Annotated in this window: 23 protein-coding genes and 1 riboswitch; of the genes, 13 read left to right on the top strand and 10 right to left on the bottom strand. The window is 39.5% G+C overall.

Features of this window, described 5'->3' with window-relative positions; all coding sequences use genetic code 11:
- Positions 1–118 precede the first annotated feature (118 nt).
- From ACIFPW_RS19725 to ACIFPW_RS19710, 4 genes are all read left to right on the top strand, one after another.
- Entirely contained in the window at positions 119–1297 is a 1179-nt protein-coding gene (locus ACIFPW_RS19725) for an acetyl-CoA C-acetyltransferase (protein WP_430246727.1), read from the top strand.
- A 366-nt stretch (positions 1298–1663) separates the two neighbouring features.
- Positions 1664–2662, top strand: coding sequence for a ribosome small subunit-dependent GTPase A (gene rsgA / locus ACIFPW_RS19720; RefSeq protein ID WP_430246917.1), 999 nt, complete (start codon positions 1664–1666; stop codon positions 2660–2662).
- A 29-nt stretch (positions 2663–2691) separates the two neighbouring features.
- The gene (locus tag ACIFPW_RS19715) at positions 2692–3189 is read left to right on the top strand and encodes a DinB family protein (RefSeq protein WP_430246725.1); all 498 of its coding nucleotides are present in this window, start codon (positions 2692–2694) and stop codon (positions 3187–3189) included.
- Positions 3190–3252: 63 nt separating this feature from the next.
- Positions 3253–3375, top strand: coding sequence for a YuzL family protein (locus ACIFPW_RS19710; protein ID WP_430246723.1), 123 nt, complete (start codon positions 3253–3255; stop codon positions 3373–3375).
- 120 nt (positions 3376–3495) lie between these two features.
- Here ACIFPW_RS19710 and ACIFPW_RS19705 read toward each other — a convergent pair whose 3' ends face one another.
- Positions 3496–4914 (bottom strand): PLP-dependent aminotransferase family protein, encoded by a 1419-nt coding sequence (locus tag ACIFPW_RS19705; protein WP_430246721.1) that lies wholly within the window; start codon positions 4912–4914, stop codon positions 3496–3498.
- Positions 4915–5308: 394 nt separating this feature from the next.
- On the opposite strand from ACIFPW_RS19705, the gene ACIFPW_RS19700 reads away from it, so the two are divergent.
- On the top strand, positions 5309–7009 hold the full coding sequence (locus ACIFPW_RS19700; protein ID WP_194219938.1) for a peptide ABC transporter substrate-binding protein: 1701 nt from the start codon (positions 5309–5311) through the stop codon (positions 7007–7009).
- Positions 7010–7095: 86 nt separating this feature from the next.
- Here ACIFPW_RS19700 and ACIFPW_RS19695 read toward each other — a convergent pair whose 3' ends face one another.
- The 3 genes from ACIFPW_RS19695 to ACIFPW_RS19685 form a co-directional block, all read right to left on the bottom strand.
- Positions 7096–8571, bottom strand: coding sequence for an amidase family protein (locus ACIFPW_RS19695; RefSeq protein WP_430246719.1), 1476 nt, complete (start codon positions 8569–8571; stop codon positions 7096–7098).
- A gap of 141 nt (positions 8572–8712) precedes the next feature.
- Entirely contained in the window at positions 8713–9294 is a 582-nt protein-coding gene (locus ACIFPW_RS19690) for an ECF transporter S component (RefSeq protein ID WP_242057313.1), read from the bottom strand.
- A 144-nt stretch (positions 9295–9438) separates the two neighbouring features.
- Positions 9439–9576: riboswitch (FMN riboswitch) on the bottom strand.
- A 169-nt stretch (positions 9577–9745) separates the two neighbouring features.
- Positions 9746–10072 carry a c-type cytochrome gene (locus ACIFPW_RS19685; RefSeq protein WP_430246915.1) on the bottom strand — a complete coding sequence of 109 codons (327 nt, stop codon included), beginning with the start codon at positions 10070–10072 and terminating at the stop codon, positions 9746–9748.
- Between the two features lie 340 nt (positions 10073–10412).
- Here ACIFPW_RS19685 and spoIIP point away from each other — a divergent pair, with 340 nt between their 5' ends.
- Positions 10413–11477: a stage II sporulation protein P gene (gene spoIIP / locus ACIFPW_RS19680; RefSeq protein WP_430246716.1), complete on the top strand. Its 1065-nt coding sequence runs from the start codon at positions 10413–10415 to the stop codon at positions 11475–11477.
- A 33-nt stretch (positions 11478–11510) separates the two neighbouring features.
- On the opposite strand, the gene ACIFPW_RS19675 is transcribed toward spoIIP, so the two are convergent.
- Positions 11511–12083 carry a YitT family protein gene (locus tag ACIFPW_RS19675; protein ID WP_430246714.1) on the bottom strand — a complete coding sequence of 191 codons (573 nt, stop codon included), beginning with the start codon at positions 12081–12083 and terminating at the stop codon, positions 11511–11513.
- Positions 12084–12897: 814 nt separating this feature from the next.
- Here ACIFPW_RS19675 and ACIFPW_RS19670 point away from each other — a divergent pair.
- The 5 genes from ACIFPW_RS19670 to ACIFPW_RS19650 all read left to right on the top strand — a co-directional run bounded on the left by ACIFPW_RS19670 (position 12898) and on the right by ACIFPW_RS19650 (position 19943).
- Positions 12898–14532 (top strand): M4 family metallopeptidase, encoded by a 1635-nt coding sequence (locus ACIFPW_RS19670; protein ID WP_430246712.1) that lies wholly within the window; start codon positions 12898–12900, stop codon positions 14530–14532.
- A 266-nt stretch (positions 14533–14798) separates the two neighbouring features.
- The gene (locus tag ACIFPW_RS19665; RefSeq protein ID WP_303532891.1) at positions 14799–16403 is read left to right on the top strand and encodes a cation:proton antiporter; all 1605 of its coding nucleotides are present in this window, start codon (positions 14799–14801) and stop codon (positions 16401–16403) included.
- A gap of 202 nt (positions 16404–16605) precedes the next feature.
- Complete coding sequence (locus ACIFPW_RS19660; protein ID WP_430246709.1) at positions 16606–17115, top strand: GNAT family N-acetyltransferase; 510 nt, start codon at positions 16606–16608, stop codon at positions 17113–17115.
- Between the two features lie 181 nt (positions 17116–17296).
- Positions 17297–18604 (top strand): ATP-binding protein, encoded by a 1308-nt coding sequence (locus ACIFPW_RS19655; protein WP_430246707.1) that lies wholly within the window; start codon positions 17297–17299, stop codon positions 18602–18604.
- A 124-nt stretch (positions 18605–18728) separates the two neighbouring features.
- A complete protein-coding gene (locus tag ACIFPW_RS19650) occupies positions 18729–19943 on the top strand; it encodes a S1C family serine protease (protein ID WP_430246705.1) in 1215 nt (404 codons plus the stop codon).
- A gap of 20 nt (positions 19944–19963) precedes the next feature.
- Here ACIFPW_RS19650 and ACIFPW_RS19645 read toward each other — a convergent pair whose 3' ends face one another.
- Together ACIFPW_RS19645 and queF are read right to left on the bottom strand one after the other, a co-directional pair.
- Positions 19964–20617 (bottom strand): queuosine precursor transporter, encoded by a 654-nt coding sequence (locus tag ACIFPW_RS19645; RefSeq protein ID WP_430246703.1) that lies wholly within the window; start codon positions 20615–20617, stop codon positions 19964–19966.
- 1 nt (position 20618) lies between these two features.
- Positions 20619–21035 (bottom strand): preQ(1) synthase, encoded by a 417-nt coding sequence (gene queF / locus ACIFPW_RS19640; protein ID WP_226615987.1) that lies wholly within the window; start codon positions 21033–21035, stop codon positions 20619–20621.
- Between the two features lie 192 nt (positions 21036–21227).
- Between queF and ACIFPW_RS19635 the strand changes: the two genes are divergently transcribed.
- Positions 21228–21737 carry a YtxH domain-containing protein gene (locus ACIFPW_RS19635; protein ID WP_194219949.1) on the top strand — a complete coding sequence of 170 codons (510 nt, stop codon included), beginning with the start codon at positions 21228–21230 and terminating at the stop codon, positions 21735–21737.
- Positions 21738–21827: 90 nt separating this feature from the next.
- Here the strand turns inward: ACIFPW_RS19635 and ACIFPW_RS19630 are convergent, their stop codons facing one another.
- Positions 21828–21911: a YjcZ family sporulation protein gene (locus ACIFPW_RS19630; RefSeq protein WP_136948306.1), complete on the bottom strand. Its 84-nt coding sequence runs from the start codon at positions 21909–21911 to the stop codon at positions 21828–21830.
- Positions 21912–22007: 96 nt separating this feature from the next.
- Positions 22008–22733 carry a glycerophosphodiester phosphodiesterase gene (locus tag ACIFPW_RS19625; RefSeq protein ID WP_430246700.1) on the bottom strand — a complete coding sequence of 242 codons (726 nt, stop codon included), beginning with the start codon at positions 22731–22733 and terminating at the stop codon, positions 22008–22010.
- A gap of 175 nt (positions 22734–22908) precedes the next feature.
- On the opposite strand from ACIFPW_RS19625, the gene ACIFPW_RS19620 reads away from it, so the two are divergent.
- Positions 22909–23244: a YmaF family protein gene (locus tag ACIFPW_RS19620; protein WP_430246698.1), complete on the top strand. Its 336-nt coding sequence runs from the start codon at positions 22909–22911 to the stop codon at positions 23242–23244.
- Between the two features lie 97 nt (positions 23245–23341).
- Here ACIFPW_RS19620 and ACIFPW_RS19615 read toward each other — a convergent pair whose 3' ends face one another.
- Positions 23342–24316 (bottom strand): ABC transporter permease, encoded by a 975-nt coding sequence (locus tag ACIFPW_RS19615; protein WP_430246913.1) that lies wholly within the window; start codon positions 24314–24316, stop codon positions 23342–23344.
- Positions 24317–24341 lie beyond the last annotated feature (25 nt).

Raw genomic sequence — 24341 nt, 5'->3', positions numbered from 1 at the left:
GGATACACGGCACAATAATGGATTCAATTAGTGAAAGAGAGTTAAATCTTTTCTCTCTAAAAAAACTTGTAAACGCTTTCCTTTTGTTTGTAAAATAGAGAAGAATGGAGGGGAGAACATGAAAGATGTTTTTATTTTGGAGGGTGCCAGAACGCCATTTGGAACGTTTGGAGGTTCACTTAAAGATATTAGTCCAACTGACTTAGGAATTACGGCAAGCAAGGAAGCGCTAGTAAAAAGCGGGATAGAGGCTAGTGAAATTGATCTTTCTGTTATTGGGAATGTGATTCATTCAACATCAAATACTTCTTATCTCGCACGTCATATTGCTCTTGGAACAGGAATACCGATCGAGAGCCCTGCACTAACAGTGAATCGTTTATGCGGTTCTGGAATGCAGGCCGTCATATCAGCTGCTCAATCTATTATGATGGGAGACGGTCAAACGGCCCTTGCCGGCGGAGCGGAGAATATGAGCTTATCGCCTTATACGTTAAGAGGAAATCGTTTTGGAGCTAAAATGGGTGCTCCTAAAATGGATGATATGCTGTTGGCTACGTTAACAGATGAGTATACTGGAACAGGAATGGGGATAACGGGAGAGAATCTTGCAGTAAAGTATGGGATTTCTAGAGAAGATCAAGATGAGTATGCAACCCGAAGTCAGCAAAAAGCAGCCGAAGCAAGAGAGAAAGGCATTTTTGTGGAGGAAATCGCCCCTGTTGAGATAAAAGGGAAGAAGGGGGTTGAAAGCTTTGCGATTGATGAGCATATTCGAGAAGGTACTACAGAAGATAAGCTAGCTAGTTTAAAGCCAGCTTTCAAAAAAGATGGAACTGTCACTGGTGGAAATGCAAGTGGAATTAATGATGGGGCAGCTTCGGTCGTATTAGCAGGAACAGATTACGTTACGTCTAAAAATCTCAAGCCTCTTGCTCGAATCGTTTCTTGGGGAATAGCGGGAGTAGATCCTTCAATCATGGGGATTGGTCCTGTTCCTGCCATTCGACAGGCACTAGATAAAGCAGGTATGACATTGCAAGATATGGACTTGATTGAAGTAAATGAAGCTTTCGCAGCTCAGTATCTGGCTGTTGAAAAGGAGCTAGAGCTTGATCGCTCACGAGTGAATGTAAACGGGGGTGCCATCGCGTTAGGACACCCAGTTGGAGCAAGTGGGACACGTGTTCTTTATACTCTCATAAAAGAATTAAAGCGCAGAAATGGAAGATATGGTGTTGCCTCCCTGTGTATTGGCGGAGGACAAGGTATTGCCGTAGTAATCGAAATTAGTTAATTTGTCAGAAAAGATTGCCAATTCACACGATGTTGCGTATACTAAAAGTATTAACTAACGGAAAGGGGCTGTGCATTATGGTAAATAACAAAAAGAATTCATCGTTAATTGCATATTGTGCACAGTCCCATTGGTAGGGTAGGAACCTTTTCTTACTTCTGATTAATAAGATCAAAAACCATGGGCTGTGCGACTGTGTCTATGGTTTTTTATACTTTATCAGCTAATTACTTACGCTGATTGTATGATAAAAGCCGACATCATTGTACGGCTTTTTGTCATATTTACACTTATTAATCAGGAGGCTTTCAATTGAAACGAATAAAATTAGGATGGAATTCATACTTTGAAGAAAATTATCAAGCTATGACAGAAGATGGACTTATACCAGCTCGAGTTAAAATGGAACATCGTGGAGGTTACAGCGTTTCAACAGGAGAAAGTTCTTATGCAGCAGAACTTTCAGGTAAGTTCCGATTTGAAGTAACACAACGTGATGCTTTGCCAGCGGTTGGTGACTGGGTACTGATTACTCCAAAATCAGAGAATAAAGCGATCATTCATCAGTTGCTCCCAAGAAAAAGTAAGTTCTCTCGAAAAATTGCTGGAACGACGACAGAAGAGCAAATTATCGTAGCGAATGTCGATACGGTTTTTCTTGTAAACGCATTAAATCAGGATTTTAATCCAAGTCGAATTGAGCGATACCTTTTGATGGCATGGGAAAGCGGGGCAAACCCCGTTATTGTTCTAAGTAAAGCAGATCTTTGCGATAACGTCATGGAGAAAGTGAATGCATTAACTGGGGTCGCAGTTGGAGTACCAATTCATGTGGTTAGTTCAGCGACTGAGATTGGGATTGATGAATTAACTCCTTATTTAATTGAGGGAACGACAACCGCTCTTCTTGGTTCGTCAGGAGCAGGAAAGTCCACGCTTATAAATAAGTTATACGGACAAGATATTCAAGTTGTCCAAGACATTCGTGAAGAAGACGGTAAGGGTAAACATACGACGACAAGTCGAGAACTGATTTCTCTTCATACCGGAGGCGTACTGATTGATACGCCAGGTATGAGAGAACTTCAATTGTGGGAAACGAATAACCTGTCTCAGAGTTTTCCTGATATAGAAAGCCTTGCGGAACAATGTTATTTCAGGGATTGCAAGCACGAAGGTGAACCAAAATGTGCTGTAAGAAATGCTATTTCTGATGGAACGCTAGAAGAAAGAAGGTTTGAGAATTATATAAAGTTCAACCGAGAGCTTGCTTTTCTTGAACGTCAAACGAATAAGAAGGCTCAGCTCGAGGAAAAGAAAAAGTGGAAAAAAATCGCTGGAGATCGAACTAGAAAGCATCGCTAGGCTCTTTAATTTAGGAAGGAGTAGATGAGATGACGGATGAGCGTTCAATTTTAAACGAATATGCTTCATTGACGAACTGGTTAGAAACGACGGCGATGGAGATGAGTGAGGAAGTGTTTTTTAAGCCTATTAAATCAGGTAAATGGTCTCCAGCTGAAATTCTCTCTCACATCATGAAATGGGATGATTATCTATTAGAAGAGCGAATTCCATACATGAAGAGTGAAGCGATTTTGCCAAAGCTTGAAAAGGTAGAAGCAGTGAACAATCGTGCAGCCAAATTTGCTAGATCTGGGGTTACCCAAAAGGAATTAGTGAAGGAAACGATAAAATCAAGAAAACGAGTAGTCGAGAGACTTCTAGAATGGCGCCCATTCGAATGGGAAAACACGTTTTATATTGATAAGTATCCTCTCTGTCTAACAAGTTATATTAAAGGATTAATTGAACACGATGAGCATCACAAACTTCAAATAGAAGTTTTTATGAATGAACAGGGAATACCTCACTCTCTTTTCTTAACATAGTTGTCAATGGTATCGGATAATAAAAAGAGGCACGGGAGAGTCTAAAAGGTGGAGGTGAGAAAAATGGCAAAACATAAAGCAACCCCCACTACAAATAGACTTGCTTCATCTCAGCCAGAAGGACAAGGAACTGGTATTGAAGTTGGAACAGCCCGTGATTCTCAAAGAAAAAAGAAAAAGAAGTAACCAAAAAACGCTGCCTCGCACGAGGTAGCGTTTTTTTGTGATTATTTGTCTTTATCTGTCCAACGAAGAATTGTTCCCCGGGAGGATCGGTGTTTGAATGGAAATCATTATCGCCAACTATTAGTAAATTGCTGCGAATTGTCTCACGTGTAATGTATTCAAGACACTGATTAGGCGACTTGTCCCTTCTAAGAGCTGCTCTTTTGTTACATAAGAAAGCGGTAGTCTCATTCTTACAGCATGCTCTTGCTTATGTGGCACAAGCAGGACGTTTGATTCTAGTAGCGTATCAAATAATTCCTGGCGATTAAGTGATGGCTTGAAATCAAACCAAATAGAGGTAGGGTCTTCTATTTGAAGTATCGTTATGTGATCTTTAAGAGTATTAAGCTTATGCAGGACTTTCTGCTTTCGTACATACAGTTGGTCTTGGATCGTATCAATATGATCATGAAGTTCATCAGAATTTAAAATGTTATCAACGATTTCGAGCAATACCGGAGGAGGAGTCATGCAAAGTTGCATTTGTACCTCTTGTATTCGGTTTACTACATGCTCTGGCCCAAGAACCCATCCTAAACTTAGGCCGGGGGCTATGCCTGTGACGTGGCCAATCTGAACAACAAATTCACGATTCGATCCTAATTCAAAAAAAGAAGGGAGAACGTTTCCTACAGAATTAGTAAGTAAAGATGTTTCAACAATTTCGAGAATAGGAATGCCTACTTTCTCACATTGAGAAAGCAGTTTTTTTCTTTGTTGTAAAATAGTTGAATGACTTAAGGAATGATCGTAAATGTTGTTGGAGTTGGCAATTACAAGTTTAATGCTTTCTTTTTGAAACATGGTTTGTGTTAATGGCTTGTCTGTTGAATACTTAATAACTCGGATCCCTGAGACAATTAGGATATTTAAGTGTGAGTAATTCACAGGTTCTTCCATAGCTATCGCATCCCCAGGGTTTAGAAAACATTTAACTGATAAGAGCATCGCTTGTTCAAGGCTTGATGTGAGGACCATGTGTTCACTTAGAGATGATTGTTTCATAAACCGACAGATCGAGTGAGTGACGCGCTCTTTCGTTGGTGGAGCATTATCAAGCTTAGTTGTAAAAGGTGTTAATTCATGAGCAGATTTTGCCAGGCATAAATCTTCCGCTATTGATCCTGATATTAGATTTATTAATGATGGGTCTTTTAAATACTCGTAATGTTTTCCATACAAAGAAGAGTCTTCAGCTAAATGTTGATTTCGTAGTTTATTCCATGTCATTGAATGATCAGGAATTAAATCTGCAGCCTCAGAACTTACGCGTGTGCCACTTCCTTGTCTGGATGTTACATAGCCATTTGCACGTAATTCGGCGTATGCTGTCGTAACGGTGCTCCGATTCACACCTAGTTGGACAGCCAGGTCACGCTCAGCTGGAAGGGCATTACCAGTTTGAAGAGATCCATTTATAATCGAATTCTCATAGTAATCAACGATTTGTTTGTACAACGGTTTGCTGCTCTCTGGATTGAGTATAAATCTCGCCATTGTCCACCACCTCACTCTTATTATAGTGAATTTTAGATAAAATTGTATAAAATTTTCAAAAAAATTAACAATTAAATATTCTCTATAAACACAGGTTTTAAGCCATTTGACGGATATTTTTGTAGGAAAAGACAAATTGGATGGTATACTTTTGGCTAAATTGGATGGTTACAGAAAGTTTTTTGAAATTTAAAATAAATTTAATCATTCAGTTAATTGTTAATATTCAAACGAATAGTCGGCATTGGTTTACATAGGTTGAGTGATATGACCTCCCTGTTATAGATCTCACAACGTTTTCCGTCGAATGTATTCGTTTGAATGATTAACTGTGAAGAGCCTACATTGTGCTAGATCTTCAACTGAATGGTACAAACAAATAGGGGGTAACACAATGAAGAAAAAGTTTTCGCTTCTGCTTTCGGTCATCTTGTTGTTAAGCCTTTTCCTTGCAGCGTGTTCTGGTAACTCAAACACGTCTAGTAACTCGAACAGTGAGGGAGAAGCAACCAGCGGAGACAGCGATAGCTCTGAGGGATCAGCTGAACAGGTGCTAAATTTAACGGATACACAGGATATACCGACTATGGATTCAACACAGGCTACAGATACAGTAGCATTTAACGCAATGAACCAGGTATTTGAAGGGCTGTATCGTCTAGATAAAGACAATAAGCCAGTTCTAGGTATGGCAGCTGAAGAGCCACAAGTTGAAGAAAAAGACGGAGAAACTGTTTATACTTTCAAGATTCGTGATGATGCGAATTGGTCTGATGGTACTCCAGTTAAAGCAGATGATTTCGTATATGCATGGCACAAAATTATTCACCCAGATACTATGGGCGGATATGCATCAATGATGGGTGCTGCAGGAATTAAGAATGGTAACGAAATTATCACTGAAGGCGATCCTTTATACGGTAAGGTAGAAGAGCTTGGTGTTAAAGCAGTAGATGAGAAAACACTTGAAGTAGTAGTGACTCAAGAGGTTCCTTACTTCTTCGACCTTTTAACATTTGCATCTTTCTATCCACAGCCAAAAGACTTTGCTGAAGAGCAAGGCGAAAACTATTCTCTTGAATCTGATACAATGCTTTACAACGGTCCATTTACACTAGCTGAATGGAATCATGGCGACGGTTGGAAGCTTGCTAAAAATGATGGGTACTGGGATGCAGATACAGTACAACTTAAAGAAGCGAATTACAAGATCGTAAAAGACGAAGCAACTCGAGTTAACCTTTATGAAACTGGAAAAATTGATCGTGCTGGTCTTAGTGCGGATTTCGTTGATCAGTTTAAAGATCGCGAAGATTTCACAACAATTCTTGATACAACTATTTACTTCCTTCGTATGAACCAGAAGAACGAAGCACTTGCGAACAATGACATTCGTAAAGCGCTATACCTTTCTTATGATCGCGACGGTCTAGTAAATGTATTGCTTAACAATGGTTCAGTAGCTGCTCGCTATCTTGTACCAAAAGAATTCCTATTCTTTAACGATGAAGATTTCCGTGCACCAGCTCCAGACGGCTATCTTGCAGATCAAACAGCAGACGATGCTGCTGAGTACTGGAAGAAGGGTCTAGAAGCTCTTGGTACAGATAAAGTTGAACTTGAATTCCTTACAACTGATAGTGACCTTGCATCCAAAATTGCAGAGTATGCGAAAGATCAGTTTGAGTCTAAGCTAGACGGTCTTACAATTACAATTAACAAACAGCCTTGGAAGCAGTTCCTTGATCTTGAAGATGCAGGAGACTTTGATATCTCAACTGGTGGTTGGGGACCAGACTATCCAGATCCAATGACTTACATTTACATGTTTGAAACAGACGGCGCTTATAACCGCATGGATTATTCTAACGAAGAGTATGACAAGCTAGTTTCAGATGCAAAAACTGAAACGGATGAGCAGAAGCGCTGGGAAATGATGCAAGAAGCTGAGCGTATTCTAATCGAAGAAGATACAGCGATCTTACCAACTTATCAAGGTGGTTCCGCTATTATCATGAAAGACTACGTGAAAAACTACCACATCCACAAGTTTGGTGCTGATTCTTCTCTTAAATGGGTAACAATCGAGAAGTAATCCTAAAAAGCGCGAGCCGAGAGGCTCACGCTTTTTATTTGGTGTGAAAAGGAAAAGTTTGATCATGGCTCTTTAATAAATGATAGTCATCTTGTCTCATGTGTCGTCTGGTTATTGATAAACAAATGCGGCAATCTTCGATGATGTGTATGTTGTTCGAAGACGTAAGCAAGTTTAATAAGCTGTGGTTCACTAAATGCTTTACCAGTCAGAGTGATGCCAAAAGGTTTGTTATTAGAAGTGAAACCAGCTGGTACGGTTATAGAAGGGTAACCTGCTTTTGCGGGAAGTGTTGAACCGTAAGAGCCTGCGAATAGTAATAAATCTAGATCTTCTCTTTCCATAAGTTGATCAATACCTTCATCCTTTGCGTATTTCAAATCTTGGAGTCGACTTTTAAGATAGGATGGATCAGATAATGTTCCTTGCGTTTGGTTTGAATCGATAAGAAGCGATTGACCAAATGGCAGAGAAGTCGACCGATTTTGGTTATAGTAATCAATAATTGTTGATAGATCTAGTGGAACAGAAGAGGTTGTTTCCTTAGCAAGGTAGCTGTTCACCCCTGATTTGAATTCGTGGAGAAGGACCAGGTAGTCTCTCTCTAACGCTTCCTGATATGGACTTATTTCTTTCACTTCTACAATAGAGCAACCTATCGTTTTAAGATCTTCCATGGCTTTAGCCAATTGTTCTTGTTCTTCCTGATGCATCGCATCATAATAGCCTTTTTTAACGACACCTATTCTTAAATTCTCAAGTAATGTAGGGAAGAGATATGGCGTATAATCATGGTACTCAGGTACAAAATGCGTCGCTTGATCTTGTGAATCCTTTCCTGATAACACACCGAGAAGGATTGCAGCATCAGTGACATTGCGTGTCATTGGGCCAGCGGTATCCTGTGAATAAGAAATAGGAATAATTCCAGTCCGGCTAATAGATCCCACGGTTGGTTTTATACCAACACCAGCATTAGAGCTTGATGGGCTAAGAATAGAGCCATTTGTTTCTGTTCCTACAGCAGCCGTAGCGAAATGACAGGCAACAGCTACAGCAGAACCAGAGCTCGATCCTCCGACGTCAAGTGTTCCAGGCCCATAGGGATTAAAGACTTGACCGCCTCTTGAACTAAATCCATTAGGCATTGTTTCACTCATGAAATTAGCCCATTCGGTCATATTGGTTTTACCGAGAATCACAGCACCAGCGTGGCGAAGATTTTTTACTAGAAAAGCGTCATTTTTGCCATAAGAAGAAGCTAATGCCATAGAACCTGCACTTGTATGCATGTGGTCATCGGTGTTGATGTTATCTTTGAGCAGGATTGGGATTCCGTGTAATGGACTTCTGGGTCCATTTTGTTTGCGTTCACGATCAAGAGATTCTGCAATAAAAAGGGCGTCAGGATTGATTTCTAGTATAGCGTTTAGTCGTGGATTATAATTTGCGATTTGTTCAAGATAGTACTGTACGAGCTGGAGAGAAGTAAGGTTGTCTTCTAACATTGCTTGCTGAAGATCAAGGATCGTTGATTTTTCTAACCATTCTAATGACAGCATATAGTATCCCCCATGAGAATCCTTTTTGTAACTATTTCAACAAAAATTGGTAAAATCCTTTTGCAATAGTCGGTTCTTAAGCGTTCGTTTTCAATTCACATAAAAAACCCGAATCTCTTTGTAAGATTCGGGTTTTGATATTTAAGCAACTCTCGTTTGACGAGCAAACCAAGGTTTTAATTTTATAAAGAAGGCAACGAATATACTTGCTATAATAGCGCCTTTTACAAGGTTGAATGGTGTAATTCCTGTTAATACGAGAGCCTGACGAGCTGATGAAGACATTTCTTCAAAGCCCATAAACCACGTATATGCTGGAAGAATAATTAAATAGTTCAACAGTCCCATCACTGCCGACATTAGAATCGTTCCGAGTGTCAATCCCAGTGCTAACCCTTTCTGAGTTTGATTAAATTTACGGAAGATTAAAGAAGTTGGTACGATCAAGAAAACTCCTGCAATGAAGTTTGATATTTGACCAATTGGTACTCCGGTGAAGCTTCCTTGAATTCCAAAGTGAATGAAATTCTTAATCGCTTCTACAAGGATCCCAGCAACTGGACCATACAGAATGGCAACAAATAGTGCTGGAATTTCACTGAAGTCTATTTGTAGAAAAACAGGAAATCCAGGCAGTGGAAAATCTAAAAGCATTAACAAGTAAGAAATACTGCTGAACATCGCAACGACAATCATACGTTGCGTTTTTGAAACACTTTTCATTTTGACATTGCTCCCTTTTTTTCGAACCACCGAAAAAGGAGATGTGGCCCCAGTGCACACAAAAAACCATGAGTATGGGGCTCATGGTTACGGCATGGGGAAATAAGCAAGCTTCTGTTATAATTCAAAGAAAGCTTACTACTCCACCATCTTCTCCCATCCAGACTATACTGTCGGCTCTGGAATCACACCAGATCCTGCCCAAATTACAGGCTCGCGGGCTTGAGGAATTACTTATCCTTCACCGCCGGTCGGGAATTACACCCTGCCCCGAAGATAGTTCGTTATAATATTTACAAGTTCATTATACAGCGGAAGTAGCGATATCTCAATGAAAACATCTTGAACATATGCTATTTTATGATAACGCTTTCTTTTTAGGGGGGCTAGCAGAGACATAAACTTAAAAGCTCTCCATCTTTGAAGAGGGAGAGCTTAAAATAAAGCGCTATTATTTTTTCTCAGAGAGCCACGTTGCGACCTTTTCAGCGTCTCCACCTTGGATGACACCAGCAGGCATACCGCCGCCTTTACCATTCTTAATTATTTCTAGAATTTCATCTTTTGAATACTTGCCACCTACTGCTTCAAGAGCAGGACCAGCACCGCCTCCAAGGTTTTCACCATGACATGACGCGCAGTTTTGAGAGAAGATTTTCTCGGCTTCTCCTCCAGCTGAATCTCCACCGCCTTCTTCAGACTGTTCACTATGGCCGGCTTCATTTCCACCAGCATGTTCTTCGGTTGTGGAAAGCCAGTATGTAAAGCCTACAACCATAACTAGGAACAAAATTATTGCAGTAATATATGCGGATGATTTTCCCATTCTGTTCACCTCCTGTATCCTCATCTTTATCATACTTTTCAAACATTCAATTATCAAATATATTTTGCTTATTTCTTCCTGAATTATGTATGCGTTTCTATGATCACTAGTGAAAAAATCTTCTATTTTGGGGTGCGGATTCATAGACATAGAGTATGACGTTTAAGGAGCGGGGGGACAGGAAATGAAGAGCAGCTCACGCATGCTGTTTAGTGATACAAGCAGTAGATAAATTAGGTTTGTTTCTTTCTTTTCAATTGTAGGACTTATTCTCCTGTTTATTGTAGCAGGAATGATTTCCTCATCAGAAACGAAGTATCAACTCTCCTCTTCTGTGTTACATGATTGGATTACAAGTTTCTCGACTGAAGCTCTCGTTTATGGAATGGGGACGGAAAACCATTACTTGACTCAAGTACTACCAGAGGAAAGTGAGCCGCCAGCGCTGTCCTTAGTTGCCTTTCAGTTTATTACGAGTGTGAAACCCGGGGATATACGTAGTCTTTTGGGTGGGGAGCTACCTGGGTTTGCTTTATATGATGCTAAAATCCACGTAGCTGGTGAAGGGACGAATTTCACTAATCTCCCTATTGAATCAACTCCTGCATTAGATGAATTGCTAAAAGAACGTGAAGTTCCAACTGAAAAATTACAGATAAATGATTCCAAGGATCAAGTAACACCTCCTCTTCAAACAACAAATGGTCGAAAAGTAGCTTTTATTTATCACTCTCATAGTTATGAATCATACCTGCCATTACTAGGACTTGAAGGTAACAAAAATGCTAATCTTGCAAATGATGGCAAAACGAACATTACGTTAGTAGGTAAGATGCTTGGAGAAGAACTGGCTGAGAGAGGGATTGGAGCAAAAGTAGATGACTCAAATATAGGCGTGCTTTTAAATGAAAAAGGTTGGGAACACGGTAAAGCATATGATGTGTCCAGAACAATCGTACAATCGGCTGTGGCAGGAAATGATGATTTTAATTTGTTTATTGATATTCATCGAGACTCCTTAAGAGAAAAAGATACGACAGTGACAATTAACAATGAGGAATATGCTCGGACGGTCTTTGTTATTGGAGAAGAGAATCCAAATTACGAGAAAAATTTAGCACTTGCAAAAGACTTACATGAAGAGTTAAAGGTCAAATATCCTGGGCTTAGCAGGGGAGTTATTGGTAAAAAAGGCCAGGGGGTAGACGGTATCTACAACCAGGACATATCTCCTAACGCTATGTTAATTGAAATAGGAGGCGTAGATAATAACCTCGAACAGCTGAGTCGAACAGTTAAAGCGATTGCGGATGTCGTTAGTGAACACTACTGGAATACCCAAAAAGTAAATAATTAAAAAGAAGAGCGCTGGGAACATTCCCAGCGCTCTTTACACGGTCTCTTTGTTTAGTGTTAATATGCTCGTCGCAATTCCAACTGCAAATATAGTGATAGCTGAATAAAGCGTAGCATTCCATCCAATCGTCTTTGAACCGATAATAATAACAATCCCATCGATGAGAAAGATAATGATACCAATATTCAATGACAGGACACGGGAGATGAATTGAGCAAGCAGATCTGTTCCACCGGTGCTTGTATCATATCTCAACATAATACCAATGCCTAATCCAACAAAAAAGCCGCCAAGGACAGCGCTAGTAAGGATAGGAAATGTAAACGTATATCGAAGGGGAGAGAGAATATCAATAAAAAAGGAAGAAAGTAATAAACCGTGAAGGCTATTGTAGAAGTAAGGCCGAAAGTATAGAAACGCAATAATATAGAGAGGTACACTTAAACAAATAATGGTAAATCCTGTTTGATAGCCCCAAATGTACTTGATAATGAGGCCAATTCCGATCATTCCTCCATCGATGAGATGGTTCGGTACAAGAAAGGCGTTAATGCCTGCACCAACTAGGATGCTTCCAGATATTACTGCGGCGATTTTTTGATACATATCATACTCACCTGCTTGGATGTGGTTGTACCATATTTATGTATGAATGAATGACTTCATAACGGATTTCTCTTAAATGATATGAAAACTTGTTTCTTCGGAGAGACATAGATGAAAGTTGGAGGATTTTATGAAAAGGTAAAGATCGAGAAATTGAATAAGCTTCCGATTAATCCTGGTCTAATTATTCGTGGCATTAAGAAGTACTAAGGGAACCTTGCTATTATGACAACAATTATTTCAATGGCTCACTATCTGTGACTAGAAGCATTTGCTCAAGTGGTAGAAACGGAAGCGCAGCTACGTACTTTGCAGGATTTAAATTGTTATGAAGTATAAAGGTATGACTATTTAAACCTCTCTCGGTGGAGGGGGAGAAGAGTATATAAAAAGTTAAATTAAGTAAGTTTTTTCTTTTCTACATTCATAAAGGTGGAAACTAGTTCGAAATTTTTTACAAGTAGATAGAATTAAGTACAAAAAGTAGGGTAGAAATGCTAACATCGGAGAAATGCTGTTTTAATCAAATGTAGTACCATTGGTAGATAAATAATAAATCATCACTTGCTAGACAGGCCATTGGTCTGTCTTATTTTCATTTCACAACCCATTTATGTAATATATTTACAATTCGTAATGAGCACAAGAAAATTATACCACGTAGATTACGAAGTTGTTATTGGGAAATTCAAAGTGAAATAACAACGTATAAACTCATGTTTTCCTCTATATTTCCCAATACAAACATTAAGAATTCTGTGATAATCTACAAATGTACCAAAAATTCTCACTATTCTGAAACGGAGGAAATGAAATGAAAAAAGGAATTGCCGTTGTACTTGCGACAGGTCTTGCGTTTGGTTCTGCTCTCCCGTCTGCTTCTGCTGCTTCTTCTAACAACTTAAATGCGGAGCAGAAACAAGCCTTAGAAAAAATGGAAATTGTAAAACAGGATTGGGAAAATGATCGTAAGGTTCCTTCATTCCTTTCTGGTAAACTATCAGAAAAGAATGTGAAAACAGAGAAAGCCGTGAAATCATATCTTAAGTCAAACGAATCTCTCTTCAAAGTGAAAACGAAAGATTTGAAACTAGTGAATGAAACGACAGATGAGCTTGGAATGACACACTATGAATATGTTCAAACAGTAAAGGGTGTTCAGATCGACGGAGCAAAATTCATCGTACATACGGATGAAAAAGGCGAAGTTACAGCAGTAAATGGAGACCTTCATCCAGAAGCATCTAAGAATTATAAAGGAAGTTCAGATGTAAAGCTCTCTGATAAAGAAGCACTTAAAAAAGCATGGGATCACATTGATGTAAAGCCACAGAACGTTGTGAGTGATGAACCAAGCTTTGTAAGAAAATCTGATGCTTTTGATATGGTAGAAAAAAGTGAGAAAGTTGTATATGAGAAAGATAACAAGTACTACCTAACTTATAAAGTACAGCTTCAATTCATCGACCCATATCCTGCAAACTGGCAAGTTTATGTGGATGCTCGCGATGGATCGATCGTAGACGCGTATAATGCAGTGGCTGATGGAGCAGAAACAGGATACGGGTATGGCGTTCTTGGTAACTATAAGTCCCTCAACACGTATTATTCAAATGGCACATACTACCTTTATGACACGACGAAGGCAATGAGCGGTGTGATTGAAACAAGAACAGCTAATAACGGGACATCTCTTCCAGGAAGCTATGCGGTAGATAGCAACAATGCGTTTACGTCTAGTTCTCAAGGTGCAGAAGTGGATGCTCATTATAATGCTGGTGTTGTATATGACTACTACAAGAATACACATAACCGCAATAGCTTTAATAACAATGGAGCCACGATTCGTTCAACTGTTCACTATGGATCAAATTACAACAATGCGTTCTGGAATGGCTCACAAATGGTTTACGGTGATGGAGATGGATCAGTATTCGCTCCGTTATCAGGCGCACTTGATATAGTGGCTCATGAAATTACTCATGCCGTTACGGAAAGAACAGCAGGACTTCAATATCAGAACCAATCTGGGGCTCTTAATGAATCGATGTCGGACGTATTTGGCTACTTTGTTGAGCCAGAAGACTTCCTAATGGGCGAAGATGTCTACACACCTAACAAGGCAGGAGATGCGTTAAGAAGCTTATCTAACCCTGACGCGTATGGACAACCATCTCATATGGATGACTATTATTATACGTCTTCTGATAATGGAGGAGTTCATACGAACAGTGGAATTCCTAACAAAGCTGCATACTTAACAATTCAAAGCATTGGCAAAGCCAAGGCTGAGAAAGTTTACTATCGCGCACTAAGTGTCTATTTAACGCCTACAAGCAACTTTAGTTCAGCCCGTTCAGCGCTACTTCAAGCGACATCAGATCTATATGGTACAGGTACAACATACAATGCTGTTGCAAGCGCCTGGAATCAAGTTGGCGTAAATTAAAGTTAGAGAAGGAAGAGTTCAAACATTGAACTCTTCCTTTTTTTGTTTCGTTCAAGCCAACGAACATGAGCACAGCTTTTTGTAGGCAACAGTGAATTTTCGAGCATGATTCATAAAGTGGAGGAGATAGTAAAGAAGGTAGAGATCAGGTATGCTTTTGCATTGTTTTGATCACCGCATGTTTATGAAACAGAAGTAAAAGGAATTTTCCAATACTGTGGGATATTGGTTATAATTGAGAAGATACTTACGATCGGAGGCTCTATATGGAACATTTAGATATGCATCATATTTTTGAACTTGGACTTATCCTTACTATGATTGCAGCGGGTATTACAGCGATAGCTAAGAAACTGAAGCAGCCTTATCCGATTGCCCTTGTGATTATTGGCACATTAATCGGCTTGTTTAACATTCCCGTACTTGAACCGCTTAAAATGTTCATTACGGAGGGTGACGTTTTTAATTTTGTTATTTTAACGATTTTCCTTCCTGCGCTTCTAGGGGAAGCTGCGCTAAAATTGCCTTTCTCCCATTTAAATCAAAACAAAAAGCCGATCATCGCCCTGGCTTTTGGGGGAACCTTCCTTTCCTTTCTAGTGATTGGGTTCTCAACACACTTTCTTCTTGGATTATCAATTCCAGTGTCGTTCGTCTTTGCTGCATTAATGAGTGCAACAGACCCTGTTAGTGTATTATCGATTTTTAAAAGTATGGGGGTAAACCACAAACTCTCTACAGTAATTGAGGGAGAGAGCCTATTTAATGACGGGCTTGCAGTTGTTTTATTTAAAATATCAGCTTTCTCACTTTTGGCTTATCTTGATATGGGCTGGGGAGGCTTAACGAGCGGTGCGTTTGAATTCATAAAAGTTGTTGCTGGTGGATTGCTTGTCGGTGGAGGATTAGGATATGCGATTTCAATCCTTACAAAGTACTTTGATGATTATCCACTTGAAATTATTTTTAGTATCCTCCTTTTCTATGGTTCCTATTTAACTGCAGAAAGTATCCATGTTTCCGGGGTTATTGCAGTAGTTGTAGCAGCTTTAACGTTTGGTAATTTTGGTTCGAAAGTTGGAATGAGTCCAACAACAAGATTAAACATTAACAACTTTTGGGATGTTGCCGCTTTATTAGCAAATTCCATTGTTTTCTTAATGGTTGGTCTTGAAATTACTCGAATTAATTTCGCTGATCAGTGGGGCACGATAGGACTTGCGCTCTTAATTGTTCTAATAGGTAGAAGTATTGCAGTCTATGGAAGTACGTTATTTGTTAAAGGGCTTCCGTGGTCATGGAGACATGTCCTTAATTGGGGCGGTTTAAAAGGGTCGTTATCCATAGCGCTAGTCCTTAGTCTTCCGGGAGATTTTGCAGGACGAGACACCGTCTTGATCCTTACATTTAGTATTGTTTTATTTTCATTAGTCGTTCAAGGTCTAACGATTAAACCACTAATTAGCTACTTCGGTTTAAGAGCGAAGCATAGCGGGTCGAAAGAGTATGAAGACATCGTCGCGAATTTGCATCGTCATGAAGCTGGGGTTGCAGAAATAAAAAAACTGAAGACACAGCTATTCGTTCCCGAACCAGTTTTTTCTGAATTGTTGACAAGTTACCAGAATGAAATTGACAGCAGTCATCGTGAACTTGATGCTTTATTAGATCAATACCCTGATCTTAAAAAAAGTCAGTTAATTACGTTACGAAAGCACTCACTATATGCCCAGTACGATAAAATTAACGAGCTAGAACAAGAAGAAATCATTTCAGGTGAAATAGCTGGAAAGTATAAAGAACTATTAAATAATGGCCTGGCGGATTTTGAAGAAGAAGAAGTTGTGAAAGATTCGAAAAGAAAACATTAAGTTGCTACATTTGTAGCAGCTTTTTCCTTTGGCTTGCATATCCTAGTAAAGAAAGGGACAAAGCACGTGAAATGATGGGAATATTCCGTTTATTATTAAATGATCGGGGTATTGTTTACAGTAAGTAAAGCAATAAGGTATAGTGTAAAAAGTCATTTTCAACCACAAGAAAATAACTCACAAGGAGGACTTTTGAGAGAAAATGCCTTATCTTCAGACCGATCGTCTGACCATTATTCCTTTCTCATTTGATTTAATTAAAGCTATGACTGATAAGAAAGAATTAGAGAAGCTGTTACATGTTGAAGTACCTGAAGAGTTTAAAAATGTGCAGTTTGAAGAATTCCTACCTTTTCATCTAAATGACTCTGCTATTTCAAGAGTGAGTCACAAGTGGGAAGGCATATTGATTCATACTTCTGATGAAAAAGTAATCGGCACGATGGGATATAAAAATATGGAAGCGTCAAGTAATCTTGAAGTTGGGTATCATCTGATACCTGAGTATCGTAACAAGGGTTACGCCATTGAAATGGCCAGCGCCCTCGTTCACTGGGCATTTCCAGACGAAAAAGTGAACAGTAAAGTATCTTCAGAAGAAGTAAACATCGTCATGGAACGAATTGGATTATCAAAACTAACGGTTGAACCACCTGTTGTTAAAAACAAAATAGATGAAGAAAAATTCATGAAGGAAAATGAATATATGTAAAACCCTACAAAAAAACTGTAGGGTTTTTTTATGTGAATTTCGCGTGACAATCATTAGAATCCATACCTTCAGTGATACTGACAAAAATAGAGGAATTTGGAGATTTTTGTCGAATATTTTATGGTATAATCATCATTGCTTTGAAAAATATGTAACTGCATGAGCGGGGTAAGGAGCTAATATGCCTTCAGCTATACGTAATGAAATCAAGATTGAGGAAGAAAGACGGGCAAATAAGTTATTTATCTTTCTGTTTTTTGTATCCGTTATTTTATATGATGTGTATCGGTTTATTATTAGTCCTTTAATCGATCCCGATACGACTATGATCTTGCTAAATGAATCGAAAGAACTCATTCCACTAATGATGATCTATGCCATCGAATTTTCATTAATTCCTATTTCCAAGTGGTTTTCAAATAGGGACCAGCCTTTTGCTACAAAATATCTCTTTTTTGTAGTATTCATGGCGACTGCTCTCATTACAGAGATTTTTCGCTACATTGGAACAGACGAGATGTATGCTAGCGGAAGCCCAGTTGAGCTATTCTTTGTTTTGTTTTCTCCTTTGTTCGTGAACAAACGATTTTATATTACTGTTGTGGCTGGAATAACAGGGAAGTATGCCATTATGGGCTTTCTTACAATGTCGCCAGTCGTTGTATTTCCGATTCTTATACTTCTTTTATTCTCGGGAATTACGTTTATTATTTTAAATCGATTCCAATCCTATTTAAATACAATTGTGAAATCGTATGAGCAAGCTGCGCATAATGAGAAGTTAGCTTTTATTGGAAGGATTGCGACTGGAGTCACTCACGAAATTAAGAACCCTTTAACTTCTCTTAAAGGATTTGTACAGCTGCAAGAATCGGAGCAAACCTACAACCCGAAATATTCTAAAATTATGCTACAGGAGTTAGAACGATTAACGATAATCGTTAATGATTTAATGGTGATTGGCAAGCCACAATCAATTAATTTGAAACCGATTAACTTAACGGACTGTCTCGAATACGTTGTTAGTTTATTGCAGCAGGAAGCAGAACATAAGCAAATCACGATTTATACTAACTTTCCAGAAGAGCAAGTTCAGATCATGGGGGAAGACGTTAGGTTGAAACAAGTTATACTTAACTTGGTGAAAAATGCAATGGAAGCGATGCCTGATGGAGGAGAAATTCGCTTGAAGCTTGTTAATGATCGTGATTGGACAACTATTCATATTATGGATAGAGGAGTTGGAATTGCCGAAGAAGACATTCCGCATTTAGATCAAGCTTTTTATACAACGAAAGAAAATGGGACTGGGCTTGGTTTAATGGTCAGCTATAAAATTGTAGAGGATCACCATGGTAAAATTGACGTACATAGTGAAGTGAATCACGGGACAACTTTTTCAATTAGCTTTCCCATACTGTCACATTCCTTAGATAACACAGTAGTTAATTTGGCGTCATACCAGGGGGATAACGGACATACCCTGTAGAAAAAAATGAAATGACGTTAAATATCAAACAATATCAAAAATATCACATATTTAGGAAACGACCGTCATCTCTCGTTACAATAGAACTATATACAAATCAAAAGGGAGAAAGGGTGACCGGGGAATGGGTTACTATGACGATAATCAATCAAGAGCGAAACAGACAAAAAGAGGAATGAATTGGTTTTTACCGAGTACGTTCGGCGCAATTGTCGGAGCATCCGTTATGCTTGTTGCGGCGCCGCTCGTCTCGAATGTAGAACAGTCTTCAACAAATCAAGCGGCGGTAACCACTATTGCAAGTGGGGATGTTGAAACTTCCAATGTAGCATACAATGTCTCATCTGATATAACAACGGCTGTTCAAAAAGCACAGGACGCTGTCGTAAGTATTACAAGCTATCAAAACCAGGGGAGTGGATTTTCTTTAGAAGATCCATCCGGTCAATCGGGACAGGCTGCTGCATCAGGGTCTGGTGTTATTTACAAGAATGAGGGCGGAAAAGCCTATGTAGTGACGAATAACCACGTAGTTGAAGGTGCGTCTTCAGTAGATGTAACGTTAAGCAATGGGAAAAAAGCAGAGGCGAAGGTACTTGGTACGGATGCGTTAATGGACTTAGCTGTGTTAGAAATTGATGCGAAGGATGTTGAAGCAGTTGCCGAACTTGGTTCTTCTTCTAGTCTACAAACAGGGGAACCTGCTATTGCGGTTGGGAATCCATTAGGCTTCCTTCAAGGATCTGTGACGCAGGGAATTATTAGTAACCCAAGTCGTACGATTCCTGTTGATCTTGACCAGAATGGACAGCCTGATTATGAGGCGGATGTTATTCAAACTGATGCATCGATTAATCCCGGTAACAGTGGTGGTGCATTAATTAATATTAAAGGTCAATTAATTGGTATTAACTCATCCAAAATTGCAGAAGAAACAGTCGAAGGCATCGGATTTGCGATTCCGATTGACGATGCGCAACCGATCATTGAGCAGCTTGAAATGACAGGTGAAGTAAAGCGTCCAGTAATGGGAGTTACACCTGCCTCGTTAGCTGAAGTTCCAACGCAATATTGGACTGGTACGCTTAATTTACCTGAAGGTGTAGAGAGTGGAGTAGTTCTAATGGGCATTGCTCCTAATTCTCCAGCTTCAGACGCAGGGTTGAAAGAAAGAGATGTCGTCGTTAAGCTTGATGATACGGAAGTAAAGGATTCAGCCGCACTTCGTAAGTACTTGTATTCCAATAAAAAAGTTGGAGATAAAATGGATGTAACGTTCTATCGTGACGGAAAACAACAGACTGTTTCAATGACTCTAGCTAATCAGAATGGACTTTAAATATCAATAAACCCTCTGGATCATGCATCCAGAGGGTTTTCGTTATGAATGGGCTTTTTAGCACCATTGATTTTTGTGAGAAAATAGAAGACAGGCGTATCTAAAAGAGCAAGCGCCATTTTAATCACAAATTGTGAAAGAATCATGATCCATATGTTAGGGACAGTTCCGATAAACGCAATTGTGATGAAAATGGTTGTATCAAGTAGCTGAGATGTCAGTGTACTCACGTTATTCCGAAGCCACTTATGACGGTCAGCTGTACGTTTCTTAATCGCAGAGAAAATATAAACGTCTACGTGTTGCGAAACGAGATAGGCTGCAAGGCTGGCAAGAACAAATCGATAATTCTGACCTAGGAGAATTTCGTATGCCGCCTGCGTATCAGTTGCAAAAGGTGCTACAGGTAAAAGCATACCAAGATAAATCATAATACTAGCAAAAATTTGCGCAATAAATCCATACTGAACGGTTCGTTTTGCTTCTTCTTTCCCGTAGTTCTCGTGAATGATATCTGTGAATAGAAACGAAAAGGCGTACATCACAACGGCCGCGGGAATCACGAAACTTCCGATCATCACCACTTTTCCTGCTAGTACGTTTGCGATCACAATGGAAGTCGCAAATAACACGTTAAACAGGACAAGTTGACGGTCGATGTATTGATTCGTCATATTATGATGCTGCTTTCTCACGAACAGCTGTTGTTTTTAGCTCGATACCGCCTCGTGCTGATTGATAAACTGTAATTGTAACTTTCAAAGGGTCGATTGCGTAGACAACATCATCTGCGATGCGGGCAGCTAGTGTCTCGCAGAAGCTTCCTTCGTCACGGTAAGACCAGAGGTAAAATTTCAGTGATTTTGACTCGATGCATTTTTCATCGGGTACATATGAAATTTCAACTCGTCCAAAATCAGGCTGTCCTGTTTTGGGACAAACTGCTGTGAATTCGAGTGCATTAAACGTGATTTCCTGAACGTTCGGTGCATCAAATGCTTCGTTTTTTATTACTTCTCGTGCTTGTTCTACGCTTTCCGGGCGAGGCATTGGTCCGGAAGAAGGTAGCCATGCTTTATCCATGCTATTCATTCTAATTCCTCCTTTAGTTTTGATGAAGCAGGAAGGTTACGAACTGCTGTCATACAACGTTGTCTATTATAACAGAGCAGCATTCTGATGCGAAGAAAGAAGTTCATGTCAAATTTTTTAGTTTAGCTTTTAACATAAAGGGAAAGAAAAAACTAGCTAAGTAAACTAAGAAAGACAATAGGAGGAATCGTCATGCAAACGACAACGACAGTAAACGAAGAAAAGAACGGAAAGCTTGTTAAAGGTATTTTGGTAGGCGCGATTGTAGGTGGCGCTGTAGCTATGCTTGATTCAACAACTCGAAACAAAGTACGCTCAACAGCAGGAAACGTAAAAGATTCTTCAAGAGGTTTCTATACGCGTGTGAAGGAAAACCCTGGCGAAGTGAAGGACGACTGGATGGATCGTATTCAATCAGCATCTTCAGTACTAAAGGAAGCAATGAATGATGCACAATCACTTTATGAAAAAGTAAATGATGAAGTGGTTGATCAGGTGAATCAGGTAAAAGAAGATTCAACAGAAGTGATTTCAACAGCGAAAGAAGCTGGAGAAGACCTGCATGAAATTGGAAGTAAAGTAAAAGAAGCAGGTCAGGAAGTATCTGATTCTAGTGAAAATCAATATGAGCCAACAAATATTCCAGGAAGCGAAACGCGTACACCTGGAAATACATCTTCCAATCCGAATACGAGCTTGTAATTGAACGAACATCACCATATAAAAGATTAATGAAGGATTAACAAAGAAGGCTTCCGCTTATAAAGAGCGGAAGCCTTCTTTTTAATTTAGTTACGAAATGTAAGATGCACCAATGATTATTAAAAGAATAAACAAAACAACGATTAACGCAAAACCTTGACCGTAACCACTCATGATTGTTCCTCCCGTCAATATGTGTCGCTTCTTTACTAACGTATGTTGGGAGGTGGAAATGTGGACGTAGGCATTAGCCCTTTTTGGGTGGGCAGGCTATATCGTTTGGATAGCAGAAGCAGGGTAGTCCGTAAATATCGCTGAACAACCGAGTTTTTGGAGGTTGGATACTTGTAGAGGATCATTTACTGTGAAAACTCGCACAGGAATTCCGCGCTTCTGGGTGTTTTTCATTAAATGTTCATCCACTGCCTGCCATTCTATGTGAAGACTTTGAGCTCCAACGCGTTGAAGGTAGTCCCATGGATCAATGATTTTTTCCATTAAAAGAACAGCTGTTTCAATTTTATCGTTTTTTTGTGCGAGTTTCTGAATACTATAATGATTGAAGGATGACAGAATGGTTCGGTCGCAAAGCTTATAGTAAGTAAGAAGATCCAGGACGCGATCTTCTAGACTATTATACGGAAAAACGCCATTCTTCAGTTCAATGTTTAAGAGTAAAGAAGTGGAAGACACCCATTCCAACACGTCTTTTAATGAAGGGATCGACGTTCCCTGAAAGCGGTTGGAGAATGTTTGGCCAGCGTCTAATCGGATAAGATCTTCGTAAAGAAAGTCTTTTACAAAACCGATGCCATTCGTTGTTCGCTCAACTCGTTCATCATGAATAACAACAGGGACAAGATCTTTAGTTAATTGAACGTCGAGTTCGATTCCGTGAGCACCAGCTCTATGAGCAGCCTGGAATGAAAGGAGTGTATTCTCAGGGTGCGTACCTGATGAACCGCGGTGTCCATAAATTTGAAATGAAGAAGCCATAGGTCACCTCTTTCTGATTTGGATTTAGAAATCCATCTATGTAATGTATTCGCTCATGGATTCATTTTTCCTTTGATTTCATATATCAAGTTCATGCTAAAGGAGAGTTTGAATCAATTTGAATGGATTATGATAAAGGTGTGTTATGCCTGTTATAAGGAAGGGAGAGAATAGTGTGTCTAAAGGAGTTGCTTTACCTGAAGCTCACTCTCATTATTTTCGTGGGAGCATCGAAAAGCGATACAATCATCACCATTTAAGTATGATAGGTTTTAGTTTGCCTGTAAATGGGACTTCGTTTGATCAACATGTTCACCGTATTGAAGGGATTACGGTAATGGATCAGGGTCACCAACACCGTTATAGCGTTCGATCTAGTCCGCCGATTACATTACCTGGTGGTGGTCATTATCATACGTTTAGCGGTGAAACGATATCAAAAGAAAAACATGAGCATTATTTCTCTGGTCAAACGAGTCCTCCTATAGGAAATCCTCCCGCGGATTGGTAGATCAGTTAAATGGGGTGTTTTCCTTCAATGAATTGAAACCTAAGCCTCATGATTGGCAGTTATTAAAAAAAGGCGATGCACATGGCATCGCTTTTTTTTACATTTTAATTTCTCGTTTGTTTTGATAAAACGTGAATGCTAGGGCACCAATCAGAATCGTGCCTTTAATAATATCTTGAGCATAATAAGGAACATTCAACATTGTTAGCCCATTTAAGAGAATTCCAATTAAGACAGCTCCAATGAACGTACCGAATGCATTTGGTTTTCCCGAACCAAGTACAGAATAACCAATCAATGCTGCGGCAACGCCGTCCATAAGTAAAGGTGCACCGGCAGAAACCTGACCAGTTCCAATTCTTGAAGCAAGAACAATTCCAGCAATTCCGGCAAACAGTCCGCTAAGTACGTAGGCGAGCATACGAAATCGTTGAACCGCAACACCTGATAATCTTGCAGCTTCTCGATTACTGCCTGTCATGTAGAGTAATCTTCCCGCTCGTGTATAAGTGAGAAAAAGGTGAACGAGAATGACGCAAACAATCATGAAAATCGCGGGAAAAGGAATACCCGCAATTTCGCCCTGGCCAATAAAAAGAAAAGATGGAATGAATTTGCCTGGGGCGGTTGTCCCGTCACTCATAGGCATATTGTTGTAAATGGAAAAACCTTTCGTATAAGTTAGTTGAATCCCATTCACGATATACATAACGGCTAGCGTTGCAAGAAGATCAGGGATTCTGATTTTAATTGTAATGAAGGCATTTATTAAGCCAATCACTATCCCGATCACAATAGGAATGAGTAGAGCGACGAGAAGTTCTTGCCGATACCAGACTAATGCAGATGCGCTCGCAACAGTAGCGAGACTAACGGTTGAGCCAACAGATAAGTCAAAACCTCCAACAATTAATGTAAAGGTAACACCGAGTGCAACGAGTGTCACAATTGAAATGGAGCGAAGGATATCCGCAAAGTTACTGTAAGTAAGAAAGCGATCGTTAAGAATAGTGAAGATGAGAATAAGTCCAACGATGACGAGTAACGTACCATATTTGACGAAAAAGCTGATCACTTTATCCTTGAATGGTGAGGCG

Source organism: Pseudalkalibacillus sp. NRS-1564 (assembly GCF_050467905.1).
Classification (GTDB): domain Bacteria; phylum Bacillota; class Bacilli; order Bacillales; family Guptibacillaceae; genus Guptibacillus; species Guptibacillus hwajinpoensis_B.
Note: the sequence above shows the minus strand (reverse complement) of the source record. Positions and strands in the feature narration are given on the sequence as shown.